The 14,937-nt window shown below is 59.6% G+C and carries 13 protein-coding genes; 8 read left to right on the forward strand and 5 right to left on the reverse strand.

The genetic code is table 11. The features are described 5' to 3' along the window. Positions 1-93: 93 nt before the first annotated feature. Genes OIL77_05300 through OIL77_05310 form a run of 3 tightly spaced genes read right to left on the reverse strand, consistent with a single transcriptional unit; the run spans position 94 to position 4,319 of the window. Positions 94-2,013 (reverse strand): ABC transporter ATP-binding protein/permease, encoded by a 1,920-nt coding sequence (locus tag OIL77_05300; GenBank protein ID HJI44822.1) that lies wholly within the window; start codon positions 2,011-2,013, stop codon positions 94-96. Beyond that, positions 2,006-3,820, reverse strand: a complete 1,815-nt coding sequence (locus OIL77_05305; protein ID HJI44823.1) for an ABC transporter ATP-binding protein/permease — start codon at positions 3,818-3,820, stop codon at positions 2,006-2,008. The genes OIL77_05300 and OIL77_05305 overlap by 8 nt, the downstream gene beginning before the upstream one ends. Further along, complete coding sequence (locus OIL77_05310; protein HJI44824.1) at positions 3,813-4,319, reverse strand: MarR family winged helix-turn-helix transcriptional regulator; 507 nt, start codon at positions 4,317-4,319, stop codon at positions 3,813-3,815. The genes OIL77_05305 and OIL77_05310 overlap by 8 nt, the downstream gene beginning before the upstream one ends. A gap of 501 nt (positions 4,320-4,820) precedes the next feature. On the opposite strand from OIL77_05310, the gene OIL77_05315 reads away from it, so the two are divergent. The 3 genes from OIL77_05315 (at position 4,821) to OIL77_05325 (ending at position 7,511) form a co-directional block, all read left to right on the forward strand. Next, entirely contained in the window at positions 4,821-5,645 is an 825-nt protein-coding gene (locus OIL77_05315) for a PfkB family carbohydrate kinase (protein HJI44825.1), read from the forward strand. Then, positions 5,638-5,967 (forward strand): TIGR04076 family protein, encoded by a 330-nt coding sequence (locus OIL77_05320; protein ID HJI44826.1) that lies wholly within the window; start codon positions 5,638-5,640, stop codon positions 5,965-5,967. Before OIL77_05315 ends, OIL77_05320 begins: the two co-directional genes overlap by 8 nt. A 182-nt stretch (positions 5,968-6,149) precedes the next feature. Then, the gene (locus OIL77_05325; protein HJI44827.1) at positions 6,150-7,511 is read left to right on the forward strand and encodes an ATP-binding protein; all 1,362 of its coding nucleotides are present in this window, start codon (positions 6,150-6,152) and stop codon (positions 7,509-7,511) included. 95 nt (positions 7,512-7,606) lie between these two features. On the opposite strand, the gene OIL77_05330 is transcribed toward OIL77_05325, so the two are convergent. Together OIL77_05330 and OIL77_05335 are read right to left on the reverse strand one after the other, a co-directional pair. Beyond that, positions 7,607-8,053 (reverse strand): low molecular weight phosphotyrosine protein phosphatase, encoded by a 447-nt coding sequence (locus OIL77_05330; protein ID HJI44828.1) that lies wholly within the window; start codon positions 8,051-8,053, stop codon positions 7,607-7,609. Positions 8,054-8,361: 308 nt separating this feature from the next. Beyond that, positions 8,362-9,624, reverse strand: coding sequence for an MFS transporter (locus OIL77_05335; protein HJI44829.1), 1,263 nt, complete (start codon positions 9,622-9,624; stop codon positions 8,362-8,364). A gap of 250 nt (positions 9,625-9,874) precedes the next feature. Between OIL77_05335 and OIL77_05340 the strand changes: the two genes are divergently transcribed. From OIL77_05340 to OIL77_05360, 5 genes are all read left to right on the forward strand, one after another. Continuing rightward, a complete protein-coding gene (locus OIL77_05340; protein HJI44830.1) occupies positions 9,875-10,714 on the forward strand; it encodes a hypothetical protein in 840 nt (279 codons plus the stop codon). Between the two features lie 77 nt (positions 10,715-10,791). Then, on the forward strand, positions 10,792-11,685 hold the full coding sequence (locus OIL77_05345; protein ID HJI44831.1) for an aldose 1-epimerase family protein: 894 nt from the start codon (positions 10,792-10,794) through the stop codon (positions 11,683-11,685). 306 nt (positions 11,686-11,991) lie between these two features. Continuing rightward, positions 11,992-12,918: a transporter substrate-binding domain-containing protein gene (locus tag OIL77_05350; GenBank protein ID HJI44832.1), complete on the forward strand. Its 927-nt coding sequence runs from the start codon at positions 11,992-11,994 to the stop codon at positions 12,916-12,918. A 9-nt stretch (positions 12,919-12,927) separates the two neighbouring features. Next, the gene (locus OIL77_05355) at positions 12,928-14,076 is read left to right on the forward strand and encodes an amino acid ABC transporter permease (GenBank protein ID HJI44833.1); all 1,149 of its coding nucleotides are present in this window, start codon (positions 12,928-12,930) and stop codon (positions 14,074-14,076) included. A gap of 22 nt (positions 14,077-14,098) precedes the next feature. Beyond that, positions 14,099-14,884: an amino acid ABC transporter ATP-binding protein gene (locus tag OIL77_05360; protein ID HJI44834.1), complete on the forward strand. Its 786-nt coding sequence runs from the start codon at positions 14,099-14,101 to the stop codon at positions 14,882-14,884. Positions 14,885-14,937 lie beyond the last annotated feature (53 nt).

The raw sequence follows: 14,937 nt of genomic DNA on the forward strand, positions 1-14,937 counted from the left end.
GATATGAGTCGATTTGCCCCGAAAGAGGAGGGCATTGACCTTAGGGTCATGCCCGACGAATGAGCGGCAAATCGGCCGTCTCGGCGGGCCGAACTACTCCAGCTCAAACGCTCCGGTGTAGAGCTGGTAGTAATACCCGCGCTTGGCGATCAGCTCGTCGTGGTTACCGCGCTCGATAATGCGGCCATGGTCCAGACAGATGATCGCGTCGGAGTTGCGCACGGTGGACAGGCGGTGCGCGATGACAAACGTCGTGCGACCCTCCATGAGCTTGTCCATGCCCGCTTGCACGATGGCCTCGGTGCGGGTGTCGATGGAGCTCGTGGCCTCGTCCAGAATCATCGCCGGCGGATCGGCGACGGCGGCGCGTGCGATCGAAATCAGCTGGCGCTGGCCCTGCGACAGCTGCGCGCCGTTGCCGGTGAGCATCGTGTCGTAGCCGTCGGGCAGGCGGGTGATAAAGTCGTCGGCGCCCGCGAGCTTGGCTGCCGCGATGCACTCCTCGTCGGTGGCGTCCAGGTTGCCGTAGCGGATGTTGTCCATCACGGTGCCGGTGAACAGGTTCACGTCCTGCAGTACGACGCCCAGCGAGCGGCGCAGATCGGCCTTGCGGATCTTGTTGACGTTGATGCCGTCGTAGCGGATCTTGCCGTCGGCGATGTCGTAGAAGCGGTTGATGAGGTTGGTGATGGTCGTCTTGCCCGCACCGGTGGCGCCGACAAACGCGACCTTCTGGCCCGGCTTGGCAAACACGGACACGCCGTGCAGCACCTCGTGGTCGGGCGTGTAGCCAAAGTCGACGTTGTCCATGACCAGGTCGCCGCGCAGCGGTACGTACTCGATCTCGCCGGTTGCGCGGTGCGGGTGTTTCCATGCCCACATGCCGGTGTGGTGGTCGGCCTCCTCGAACTCCCAAGTCTCGGGGTTCACCTGCGCGTTGACGAGCGTCACGTAGCCTTCGTCGGTCTCGGGCTTCTCGTCGATGAGCTCAAAGATGCGGTCGGCGCCGGCGAGGCCCATGACCACGGCGTTGATCTGCTGCGAGATCTGACCGATCTGTCCGCAGAACTGCTTGGTCATGTTGAGGAACGGCACCACGACGGCGATGGACAGCGTCATGCCCGAGATGCTCAGGTTGGGCACGCCCAGCGCCAGGAAAATGCCGCCGGCAAGGGCCACCAACACGTAGAGCAGGTTGCCCAGGTTCATAAGGATAGGCATGAGGATGTTGGCGTACATGTTGGCCTTCTGCGAGACCTCGAAGAGCTTTTCGTTGCGCTCGTCAAAATCGGCCTCGGCGGCAGACTCGTGGCAGAATGCCTTGACGACCTTCTGGCCGTTCATGACTTCCTCGATATGGCCCTCGACCACGCCGAGCTCGGACTGCTGCGCAATAAAGAAACGCGCAGAGTTGGAGCCGAGCAGCTTGGTCATAAAGGTCATAAAGACGACGCCGGCCACAATGACCAGGCACATCCACACGCTGTAGTACAGCATGATAAAGAATACCGTGACGATGACGATGGTCGTCATGAGCAGGTTGGGCAGCGACTGGCTGATCATCTGGCGCAGCGTGTCGATGTCGTTGGTGTAGTGGCTCATGATGTCGCCGCGCTGGTGCGTGTCGAAGTAGCGAATCGGCAGGTCCTGCATGCGGTTGAACATCTTCTCGCGCAGCTTCTCGAGCGAGCCCTGCGTGACGATGGCCATGGCGCGGTTCCAGAAGAGCGAAGACAGGATGCCGACGCCGTAGATGCAGGCGAGGGTAGTCACGAGCTGTGCGATCTTGGGCTGTGCGGCTTCCCAATCGCCCGACTGCCACGATTCGCTAATAATCTGCAGGGCGCTCTGAAGGAAGGTCGCGCCGATGGAGTTGATGATGGCGCAGAGCACCACGCCGACGACGACGAGGGGCAAAAGCACGGGGTAGAAGCCAAAGAGCGTCTTGATGAGGCGCGACATGGTGCCGCCCTTGCGGTTGAGCGCGCGCTCGGCGGTCGTTGCCTTACTCATGTGCCTCGCCTCCTTCCTGGGTCTGAGCTTGCGTTGCGGATGCCTCGGTGTTGGCCTCGACGGCCCCTTCGCCCTCGGCAGACATCTTGTTTTGCGAGGTAAAGGTCTCGCGGTAGATCTCGCTTGTCTTGAGCAGCTCGTCATGGTTGCCGATTTGCGCGATGCGGCCACCTTCCATGACGATGATGCGGTCTGCGTCCTGCACGGAGCTAATGCGCTGGGCGATGATGAGCTTGGTCGTGTTAGGCAGATAGCTTGCCAGCCCTGCGCGAATCTTGGCGTCGGTCTTGGTGTCGACGGCGCTGGTGGAGTCGTCCAGGATCAAGATCTTGGGGCGACGCAGCAGAGCACGCGCAATGCACAGGCGCTGCTTCTGACCGCCGGAAACATTGGAGCCGCCCTGCTCGATCCAGGTGTCGTAGCCCTTGGGGAAACCGTCGACAAACTCATCGGCGCAGGCCAGATGTGCCGCCTCGCGGACTTCCTCGTCGGTGGCGTTCGGGTCGCCCCAGCGCAGGTTCTCGGCAATGGTGCCGCTAAACAGCACGTTTTTCTGCAGCACCATGGCGACCTGGTGGCGCAGTGCGTCCAGGTCGTAGTCGCGCACGTCCATGCCGCCCACGCGCACGGTGCCTTCGGTGGCGTCGTACAGGCGGGCGATGAGGTTTACAAGCGTGGACTTGGCCGAGCCAGTGCCGCCGATGATGCCGATGGTCTCGCCGCTCTTAATGTGCAGGTCGATATCGTCGAGCGCCTGGCGCTTCGCATGCGCGGAATACTTAAAGCTCACGTGGTCAAAGTCGATGGAACCGTCGGCAACCTCGAGCACGGGCTCGGCGGGATCGGCGATCGTGGGCTCGGCGGCCAGCACCTCGGTAATGCGGTGCGCCGATTCGTCGGCCATGGTCACCATGACAAAGATCATCGACAGCTGCATCAGGCTCATGAGGATCTGGAAGCCATAGGTAAAGATCGAGGAGAGCTGGCCCACGTCGAACAGCGTGCCCTGGCTCGTGATGATGAGCTTGGATCCCAGGTAGATGATGACGACAAATGCGCCGTTGACGCAGATGTTCATCATGGGGTTGTTAAAGGCGAGCAGCTTCTCGGCGCGGGTGAAGTCCATCTGGACGTCGCGCGCGGCGGTGGCGAACTTCTCCTTCTCAAAGTCTTCGCGCACGTAGCTCTTGACCACGCGCATGCCGGTGACGTTTTCCTCGACGGACTCGTTAAGGGCGTCGTACTTGTGGAACACGCGCGAGAAGATGGGGCGTACCTTAAAGATGATAAAGAACAGTCCAAAGCCCAGCAGCGGAATGATGACCAGGTAGACCATGGCGACGCTGCCGCCCATGATAAATGCCATGGTAAAGGCGAAGATCAAGACCAGCGGCGCGCGCACGGCGATACGGATGATCATCATAAAGGCCTGCTGCACGTTGTTGATGTCAGTGGTCAGACGCGTGACGAGCGAGGAGCTCGAGAACTCATCGATGTTGGCAAAGCTGAACGTCTGGATCTTGTAGAACAGGTCGTGACGCAGGTTCTTGGCGAAGCCGCAACTCGCATGGCTGCAGGTGACGCCGGCAGCGGCACCAAAAGCAAGCGACGTCAGCGCGATGAGCACCAAAAAGCCTGCGGTGGGAAGCATCTCGGCTACGGTGGTACCGTCTTTGATGGCGTCGATCAGGTTGGCGGTGATAAATGGAATCAGCATCTCGCAGAGCACCTCGCCAAGCACGAGCAATGGCGTGGCAACAGCGACTTTCATATAGTCGCGGATGCTGCCCATGAGGGTTTTAATCATCCAGTTCCTCCCAGGTTACACGGATTTTCTCGAGCATTTCGGCGAGCTGCTCGCGCTCGTCGTGAGTGAGGGCACTAAAGGCCCGTTCTCTAAAGCGGATGCGGGCCGCCTGGTCGATGCGGGCGTTTTCCCGGCCGGTTTCGGTCAGGCGAATGGTGAGTTGCCGTCGATCCTTGGGGTTACGGCTGCGCTCGATGAGGCCGTTGACCTCGAGCTTGGACAGGATCTCGGAAAGCGACCCCGGCTTGAGGTCAAAGTGCATGCCGAGTTCCTGCTGCGACATCTCGCCGCCGGGCTGCTTGGCCAGCAGGCAGATGATGGGCGCCTTGCCGGACACGCCTCCGCCATGAAAATGCATGTAATGGCCGCAAAAACCCAGGCCGCTCAGGATGCGCTTGGCGAGTTTGTCTTCGGCGCTGACCGCTTCGGGTATGTCTACCGGTTGCGACGGGTCACCGCCGGGCTCGTGCGAACAAAGGTTAAGAGGTTCATCGCACATGAATTAGTGTTGCTCCTTTCTTTAGTTAGGTAGTGGAATTGTTTTGTGCCTAACCAATTTAGGAGCGTGAGAAATCAATGTCAAGGTACCAAACTTATTAAGTTACGGCGTTTTGCCAAACGCCGTAACCGCTCGACGCTGCAAACCCGCCAGAGCGGCAATCTGCCTTTCAACTTCGGCGGCATGACCAGAAGGTCAATGCCGCCTTGTTTCAAGGCACCTTGCTCGCTCTGGCGGGTTTTCGCTGACTTCGCCAAAACATCGGCGTTGCCTTGATTCAAACTTGCCAAAAGGTAGTCGTTGGGGGACGTTCTTGTTTGACTAGTCGTTTAAGAACGTCCCCAACGACTACTTGGGGACGGAGGAAAAGGGATCATTTTCCGAAACCTTTCCGCAACAATCTGCTCTTCGCACTGCTCGACTCCGCTCGCAACGTCCCCTGCGCTACACTTAGTTGCACTGTGGCGCCGTTGCGCCGCGCCCGATCCAAGGGGGGCACTCATGAAGAATACTCAGCTGCTGCTGATTAACGATATGTGCGGCTACGGCAAGGTCGCGCTTTCCGCCATGCTGCCGGTGCTGTCGCACATGGGTTACCGTATCCATAATCTGCCGACGGCACTTGTGTCCGATACGCTCAACTACCCCAAGTTCTACATCCACGACACCACCGAGTACGTGCGTCAGAGTCTTGCCATCTGGGAAGAGCTCGGCTTTGAGTTCGACGCCATCTCGACCGGCTTTATCGTGACCGAGGAAGAGACGCGCATCATCTCGGACTTTTGCCACCGCCGTGCGCAAAAGGGCACCAAGGTGTTCGTCGACCCCATCATGGGCGACAACGGCAAGCTCTATGCGGGCGTGCCCGAGTCCACGATTGGCCTTATGCGGCACCTGCTCGAGTGCGCCGACTACGCGGTTCCCAACTACACCGAGGCCTGTTTGCTCACCGACACGCCTATCGTCGAGCAAATCACGCCCGATGAGGCCCGCGCCCTTGTGGACGCCGTGCGCGAGCTGGGTGCCAAGTCGGTGGTCATTACGAGCGCCGTAGTCAATGGCACGAACGCGGTTATCGGTTACGACCATGTGGCGGGGGAGTACTTTACGATTCCCTTTGAGCTCATTCCGGTCTATTTCCCGGGCACGGGCGACACGTTCTCGGCGGTGCTCGTCGGCCGCGTTATGGCAGGCTGGAGTCTGCAGTGCGCGACGTCCGATGCCATGCGTGTGGTGGCTGAGCTTATCGAGCGCAATGCCGACCAAGAGGACAAGTCGGCCGGCCTTCCCATCGAGGCCTGCCTGGATGTGGTTGACCATGAGTAACGCCGACGAGAGCAGCACCGAGGCAGCGGGCGAGAACAGGCCGCTCGGCGCGCCGCGTGGCAAGCGTCCGCGTATCCGTATTAGCTGCGTGGACCAGCTGGGTGCGTGCCGTTGTCACCACGGGCACAAGCCGGGCGATGTCTTCGACTTCGATCGCGATCGCGGCAAGATGTGCGCCATGGCCTGCCACGTGGGCTTTCCCTATATCGATATCCTGCGCTATGGCGGGACCGTGCCTGGCAACGAGCCCGGCACGGCAAAGTTCTGCTGCCCCGAAGTCGATACACTGAACGTCTGGCTTGCCAAGATCGTTGACGAGTAGTCGAGCGCAATGTGTCAAAGGGACAGCCCCTTTGACACATTCGCCGGTGGTGCCCCTTCTTTTGCTTATAATCTCAAATCTCTGCATTTCATCAGATTTTAGGTTCTAAAAATTCTGCGTTTCATCGATAATCAAGCATATAAAACTTTGCATTTCATTCGATAACACCGAGGGGAGAGCCTATGCTGCGCAGGAAAATAGCGGCAGAGCTGGAGCGTTGGCTGAAGTCTTCCGAGCAAAAGGCCTTGTTCATTACGGGTTCTCGCCAGATTGGCAAAAGCTATTCGATTCGCGCATTTGGCAAAGCCAACCATGCAACCTACATCGAGCTTAACCTCATGGAAAACCGCCAGGCAAAAGATGCTCTTCTCGAGGCGCGGAATGCCGATGATTTCATCAGCAGGGTGACGCTTCTTTCGGGAAAGTCGATTGCACCAGGCAAAACGCTCGTGTTTATCGATGAGGTCCAAGAGGCCCCCGACATCATGACGATGGCAAAGTTCCTTGTTGAGGACGGGAGGTGCCGCTGGGCGTTTTCGGGGTCAATGCTCGGGACCCAGTTCAAGGGCGTCAGGTCCTATCCCGTGGGGTATGTTCGCGAGCTTAGGATGTTCCCGCTCGATTTTGAGGAGTTTTGCTGGGCAATCGGGGTGAGCGAGGGGGCTCGTCAAACGATACGTGACGCGTGTATCAGCGAGAGGCCCATTCCTGATTACATTCATGACGCGATGATGGCAAACTTCAGGACCTATACCGTTGTCGGCGGAATGCCGGAGGTCGTGCAGCGTTTCCTTGACACGCAGGGCGACCTTGCCTCTGTTCGTCAGCTACAGTCAGAGCTCAACGAACAGTACCGGCGGGATATCTCCAAGTATGCAAGCGGGCGAGCCCTTCAGGTGCAGAGCATCTACGATCAGCTCCCTATTATGCTCGAGGGCGAAAACAAGCGCTTCGTGCTCAATTCCATTGACCCCAAGGCTTACTACGAGAAGTATCAGCGAGATTTTGTATGGCTTGTCGATGCCGGCGTTGCTCTCAAAGCCGATATCGTAACCGAGCCAAAATCGCCCCTGCTCAAGACGGCGCGGCCATCGCAGTTCAAGCTATATCAATCGGATACGGGCATGTTGATGGCGCGCTACCCCGTTGGAGTCGCCCAAGCGGCGTATCTTGATAGCAAGGAGCCCAATCTGGGCGGCATTTACGAAAACGTGGTGGCCCAGCAGCTGGCCGCCCAAAATCGCCAGCTTTACTACTATCAGACAAAAAAGCGCGGTGAAGTGGACTTTGTGGTCGATGGACCGGATGGGACGGCTGTTCCGATCGAGGTTAAATCGGGCTCCTATTACCACGCGCACGCTGCGCTCGGTCATGTGCTTGATACGGCTGAATATGGCGTAAGGCTCGGGATTGTTTTCTCGAGAGGCAACGTTGAGCGCAACGGAGCGGTTCTCTATTTGCCGCTATATGCGACCTGGGCCCTTTCGGATGTTTTGGGCGACTCCTGCGCCGAGGGGATAAAGCTGGAGGTCAAGCCGGTCTAGGGCCAGTCCCGGATGTGACAAAGGGGCAGTTCCTTTGTCACATTCATGAGCGTGGATTTTCTCCCGTTTAGAGCGTGGTTCGTGCGCCCACGAACCTACAGCTGCTCGAGCATGGCGGTGCAGCCGGCGATCACGTCGCGGTAGGTGGCATCGAAATTGCCGGTGTACCAGGGATCGGCCACGTTGCCGGGGCGATCAGTCCAATCGAGCAAGCGCGTAATCTTGCCGTCAGGGTCGTCGCCAAAGATGCGACGCAGGCCACGCGCGTTCTCAGCATCCATATAGACAATATGGTCCCAGTCGCCATACTCCGCGCGACGCACCTGACGTGCACGATGTGCGACGACGGGAATCCCGACTTCGCGCAGCTTGGCGACCGTGCCATGATGCGGCGGGTTGCCAATCTCCTCGGTCGAGGTCGCAGCGGAATCGATGACAAATTCGCCCTCGCGCCCGGCGCGGCGCACCAACTCGGTAAACACCGACTCAGCCATCGTCGAGCGACAGATGTTGCCATGGCAGATAAAAAGAACGCGTTGCACAGGGTTTCCTTTCTAGACAGGGCCGTACGGCCTGCGGTGGCACTGTAACACAGCCCTTTCCAATGAAGCCAACTGCGCAGAGTGGAGGATGACGCAGCTCACGCCCATCGTCTGATGTAAAGCGGGCAAAAACGTTTTCCACGAAGACAGAGGTGCTCAAGATTTCATGTGTTCCAGATACATGAAATCGAAGAAAAACGTGTATCTGAAATACACGAAATTGCACTGCTGAAGCTTCCAGGCGGATAAACACTACTTGTATGGGACGGTTTTCACCGGTTGCTCGCCACCTTGGGCTATGTTCGCTCCTATGCCTGCATCCGGAGCTGTGCTGATTGACGACGGCGCTCCCAGCGAGCCAGCTTAATCGTCACCAGCGTGAGGGCCCAGGCCACAAGCGAGAACGCGGCGCCCACTGCGCCCACGTACGCAATGCCAACGCTGCTTACCACGGCGCCGCCCACTGCGGTGCCAAACGAGATGCCGACGTTAAACGCCATGGGTTCAACCGAACTTGCGAGTACCATCGACTTGGGATGGCGGCTGCGTGCCACGTCCATAAAGTGCGTGATGCACGATACCGAGAACAGGTACATGAGCAACGCCAAGCTAAAGACAAAGACCAGCGCGAGCGGCATGGTGCCGCCCACAGCAAACAGTCCGAGTAACGCCGCAGCCTGCAGCACAAACGTCACAAGCAGCGCCTTCATGCCAAAGCGCGCGTCGATCCATCCGCCCAGGATGTTCGAGATTAGGCAGAACACGCCGTAGGCCATAAGCGTGGTACTGGCTTCGACCGTGCCCATGCCCAGCACCTGTTCAAGATAAGGCGTCACGTAGCCGTAGAACACATAGACCGAGCCCACGCCAAACAAAAAGATGAGCATGCCGGTGATGATGCTCGGCTCGCGCAGCAGCCCCGCCTGCTCGCGAAAGGTGGCAGGCTCGTCGGTTTGCCCAGCGCGCGGCATAAACGCCACGAGCGCTCCGCAGATCAGAACGGCAAAGGTCAGCGTGCCGTACATGGCTACGTGCCAATCGAGCGTGTCGGCTACAAACTTGCCGATCGAAGTGACAAAGACCATTGCCACGGAAAACGCACCATATACCACCGAGATTGCAAGTGAAGTTTGCTGCGGGGACAGAAGCTCGGGGATGTACGTCACACCCACGGCGAGCAGTGCGCCCGAGACGGAGCCCAAGATGATGCGCGAGGCGAACAACACCTGGAAGTTGGGCGCCAACGCCATGACCAGGTTGCCGAGCACAAAGACGATGCTATAGCACACGAGCAGCTGGTAGCGGCGGAATCGCCCCGTGCTGAGCGCAAGCACCGGCGTCGCGATGGCGTAGACGAGCGCGAACACGCTGATGAGCTGGCCCGCAGTGGCAAGCGAGATGCCGAGCTCCGTCGCCAGGTCGCTTTCGATGCCGATGACCACGAACTCGGAGCAGCCGAGCGAGAATCCCAACAGCACGAGCAGCGCCAGGCAGAGCTTGGTGCGCGCGGGGGAGAGCGCGGCGGCGGTTGACTTACTTTTGGGCGTGGTTGCGGCGGTCAAGGTTGTCACTCCAATGTCGCATGAATAAGCGGGATTCAATCCCTGCAACTCTAACAGAATGTGACAAAGAGACAGTCCCTTTGTCACATTCGCGGCGTGGCTGCCGCCTAAACCGTCACAACATTCGATGAAAATCTCAAAAACGAGAAAAACCGTCGAATGTTGGGACGGTTTTCCTGTCTGTGCCGGCGAGCTCCAACGCCGTCTGGGGGTATAAGGCTGGCAAGTGTTTACTTGCGAGGCTTAAGGGGCGCCCCGTATGGATATCGATAATTTTGAATGGTGGTATAGCGAAGGCGAGGCTCCGGACGAGTCCTGGGATGAGCCGTTGACGGACGAAGCGTCGAGCAACGAGGCCGAAACCGGCAACGATGCCGCCGAGCCTCAGACCTTCGAACAGGCCTGGGCCCAGGCCGAGGCCGACGAGGCAAAGGCCGATGCCACGGCAACGCTTGATGAGCCGGCAGATATGTCAATTTCGCCGGCAAAGACGCCGCAGCCACGTCATACCATCGACCCTGACAGCACGGCATCTTTCAGCATCCTCGACGTGCCCTCGCAGGGCGCCCAAGCCCCTGCGCCCACGCATCGTCCCAACCTAGCTCGTGAGGAAGACGCGGGCCGCCGCTCGCCACTCGGCCCCATCCTCAGCGCCTTTATGGCCGGTGTCATCGCCTGCTCGGCGATCGGCAATGTTTGGAGCCATGTCGAGCAGCAGCGAGAAGATGCCGTCAAGGTCGAGATGTCTGTCGAGCAATCGCTCAGCCGTACGCGCTCGGTGCATGTGTCGGTCGAGGTCAAGGACGGTGCGACATGGGACACCGCCCGCGGCGACAGCCAAATGCTCATCCATATCGTGGGTCGCACGCTCAAGGGCCAGGCAATCGACGAGTACCAATATGTCAACTCCACTGGCGACGGCATCGAGCTCAAGCCCGGCGACTACGAGCTCACGGTCGACGAGCCGCCCGTCGCCACCGATGGCACGCGTTTCCGCGCCTCGAAGCGCATGGTCCCCGTGAGTTTTAACTCGCAGGCGCCCGATACGGTTGACAGCACGCCGCAGGGCGGGTTCGACCTTTACGTGGATGCTCAATAATTGCGTGCCGCCCCTTCCCACAGCCAAGAGTGGGACAATAGCCCTCGACACCGTTGTTTACTTTTGGAGGAAGTAGCATGTCCACCGTCACCACCATCAAGCGCGGCGGCCTCACCGCGGCCATCGATTCCATGGGCGCCCAGCTCACGAGTCTCGCCCTCAACGGCAACGAGTATCTGTGGCAGGGCGACCCGGCCTTTTGGGGCAAGCACGCACCCATTCTGTTCCCCATCGTGGGCTCGCTGCGCAACAACACGGCGACGTCTGCCGCCGGTACCTGCGAGATGGCGCGCCACGGCATCGCGCGTATCGTCGAGCACAAGTTGGTCGAGGTCTCCGAGGACGGCTCCTCGGTAACCTACGAGATCACCGATACGCCCGAGTCGCTCAAGGCCTTCCCCTTCCACTTTAAGCTCAACATGACCTATGCCCTGACCGGCGACGCCACGCTCACGCAGACCTTTGCCGTCACCAACACCGGCGATGTGGACCTGCCGTTCTCGGTGGGCGGCCACCCTGCGTTTAACGTGCCCGCTCCCGGTGCCGAGGACGAGGCATTCGAGGATTACGAGCTGGCGTTTACCGAGGTTTGGACCAACGAGGCTCCCATCATCACGCCCGATGGTCTCATGACGTTCGAGGGTTCCTACAAGGCCCCCGACAATTCGGACGTTGTGCCCATCACGCATCGCAGCTTCGATAACGATGCCATCATGTTCACCGATACCCCGGGCTCCACGCTCACGCTGCGCGGTCGCAAGTCGGGCCACGGCGTCAAGATCGACTTTGAGGGCTTTAAGTACATCGGCGTGTGGTCTGCCGCCAACGACGCGCCGTTTGTGGCGCTCGAGCCCTGGACCGGCCACACCACCATGGATACCGAGGACGACGTCTTCGAGCACAAGGTCAACACCATCACCTTGGCGCCGGGCGAGACGGACGAGCGCAGCTTTAGCGTTACGCTGCTCTAGGGGTTCCGCACGGAGCGGTCATAACTTGAGCGTGGATGATCTCCCGTTTTGAGCCCGTGTGCGAGCCAAAAGTGGGAGATTTTCCACGCTCATTCCGATGCATGGGTCGGGGCAGCTAATTTGGGACGGGGCTATTTTGACTGCTTGCATGTGAAAGCAGTCAAAATAGCCCCGTCCCAAATTAGCTGCCCTTGCATCAATCAGTCATTTTCCAGTTCGTAAACTTGTATGTATGCATACAAGTGGATAGCGGCGTGCGGTATCCTGTTAAGTCGTCAGCATACGATTCAACAGGGAAGGCAGATTATGCATTCTCCCCAACAGTGCGATGCGCATACCCAGCCGGTGTGCAGCCGCCGCATCTTCTTGGGTAGCGCTCTCGCTGCGAGCGCTTCTGTCGTCGCCGGCGCACTTGCCGGCTGCCAGCGTCCCTCCACGCTGGAAGTAGTTCAGCCCACGACGGGCGGCGGTCGCGATGACCTGTCCGATTCCGTTATCGGCAAGGATAAGATCCGCATCGGCATGGAGGCGGCCTACGCCCCGTACAACTGGCAGGTTTCCGAGGCCAGCGAGTTCACGATCCCCATCGACAACGTGCAGGGCGCCTATGCCGATGGCTACGACGTGCAGATCGCCAAGATCGTCTGCAAGGCTCTCGGCGGCGAGCCCGTTGCCGTCAAGCAGAGCTTCTCGGGCCTTATCGACTCGCTCAACAACGGCCAGATTGACCTCATCATCGCCGGCATGAGCGCCACGCCCGAGCGCGAGGAGTCCGTCGACTTTTCCGACCCGTACTTCATTGGCTACTTTGGCCTGTTCGTAAAAGAGGGCTCGCCCTACCAAAACGCCACCAAGCTCAGCGACTTCAGCGGTGCCACGGTGCTCGGCCAAAAGGACACCATGCTCGATACCGTCATCGACGAGATTCCGGGCGTTGTGCACAAGAACCCGGTCGATTCGGTCCCCACGGTGTTCTCGAATCTGCTGCAGGGCACGTGCGACGCCGTGACCTACAACACGGAGAACGAAAAGGGCTATATGGCCCAAAATCCCGGTATCGTCCCCATCCACTTTGCCGAGGGCGAGGGCTTTAAGCAGGAGGTCACGGCAAATGTCGGTTGCCGCAAGGGCTCGGACAAACTGCTTAAGCTCATCGACAAGACACTCAAGGGCATTAGCCAAGAGGAGCGCGACCAAATGTGGGACGCGTGCCTCGACCGTCAGCCGGCATAGGGAGGCAGCATGAAAGGCATCAATCGTCTGGCCTCCTTTATCAAGGCCGACCACCGTTATGTGTACCTGGGCACGAGCGTTATCGCGGCGCTCGGCTTGGCATTTAGCCAGCGCAACCCCACGCCGCTGAGCTTTTTGGCGCCCACCGGCATCTTCCAGGATTGCCTCTGGGCGATCCTTTGGGCCTGGCTCGTCGTGTCGGCGGCGGCGCTCGTCACCAAGCTCATGCACTGGAACGACTATCGCGAAAAATCGCCATTCGCATCCGAGCGTTTCCGTCGCGGCGCGCGCCTGGGCAGCTATGTCGTCGTCGCCATTGCAGCGATCTTCTTTATCGACCGCTGCGTCATGTCGTTTATCGACCTGGTACAGGTGAGCATTGTCTCGGACTCCAATCCCAGCGACTTTTTGCCGAGCCTGGTCTACATGACCTATAAGAGCGGCGACTTCTTTATTCGCGGCATCGAGATCACCATCGCGCTTGCCACCTTCGGCACCGTCATCGCCTTTTTCCTGGCGCTGCTTTTCGTGTTCCTGCGTATCCAGACGTTCGACCGCGTGGACAATGACCTCACGCGCTTCTTTAAGAGCATCGGCCGAGGCTTTGCGACCGTGTACTCCACCGTCGTGCGCGGCACGCCCATGATGGTGCAGGGCCTGCTCATCTACTACGCGGGCTTTACCGTTCTGCGCGGCATGGGCTTCGAGACGGCGCAGGCCAACCAGATCTGGAGCACCTTTACCGCGGGTCTCGTTACCATTTCGCTCAACTCCACCGCCTATATGATGGAGGTCCTGCGCGGCGGCATCGAGTCCATCGACCCTGGCCAGGCCGAGGCGGCGCGTTCGCTGGGTCTTTCGCAGTGGCAGGCTATGCGCAAGGTTGTGTTCCCCCAGGGTATTAAAAACGCTATTCCGGCGCTCACCAACGAGCTCATCATCAACATCAAGGATTCGTCGGTGCTCTCGGTCATCGGCGTGTTCGACCTTATGTACGCTACTACCACGGTCGCCGGCGTGTACTACCGCCAGATGGAGGTCTACTGCGTGGCGCTCGTGGTCTACCTGATCCTGACACTCGTGGCGAGCCGCCTGCTCGAAGCCTTTGGCAAAAAGCTGGGCGCCGAGGCCCCTGCCACGCTGCCCAGCTCTAACTAGGCTTAAGACGAGGAGAATCATCATGGCAGATACCGCCACTACCGGCGCTGCGGCCGCCGCGCAAAACCAAGAGCCGCTCATCCGCGTCGAGGGCCTGCGCAAGAGCTTCGGCTCGCTCGAGGTACTCAAGGGCATCGACCTCGCTGTCAATCCCGGCGAGGTCGTCACCATCATCGGCGCCTCGGGCTCGGGCAAGTCGACCTTCTTGCGCTGCCTCAACCTGCTCGAGACCCCGGACGCGGGCCATATCTGGTTCCACGGCCAGGACCTCACGGCCGAGCGCTGCAACATCAATAAACTCCGCGAGGACATCGGCATGGTGTTCCAGGGCTTTAACCTGTTCAACAACATGGATGTGCTCGACAACTGTACCCTCGCGCCCGTCACGCTCAAAAAGATGAGCAAGGCCGAGGCCGAAAAGGTCGCGCTAGAGCATCTGGCAAGCGTGGGACTCGAAAAGTTCGCACACGCCGCCGTGGGTCGCCTGTCCGGCGGCCAAAAGCAGCGCGTTGCCATTGCCCGCGCCCTGTGCATGAACCCGCAGATCATGTTGTTTGACGAGCCTACCTCCGCGCTCGATCCCGAGATCGTGGGCGAGGTGCTCGACGTTATGCGCAAGCTCGCCGCCGACGGCATGACCATGGTCGTCGTTACCCACGAGATGGCCTTCGCGCGCACCGTGTCCGACCGCGTGGTCTTTATGGACCAGGGCGTGGTGCTCGAGGACGCCGCGCCGGCTGAGCTCTTTGGCAACCCTAAGCACCAGCGCACCCGCGAGTTCCTCTCGCGTTATCTCAACGACAAATAATGCAAGCGAACGTGGCAAAGGGACCTCCTCTTTGCCACGCTGTTTTTGGAGGA

This window comes from Coriobacteriaceae bacterium, assembly GCA_025993015.1.
Taxonomy (GTDB): domain Bacteria; phylum Actinomycetota; class Coriobacteriia; order Coriobacteriales; family Coriobacteriaceae; genus Collinsella.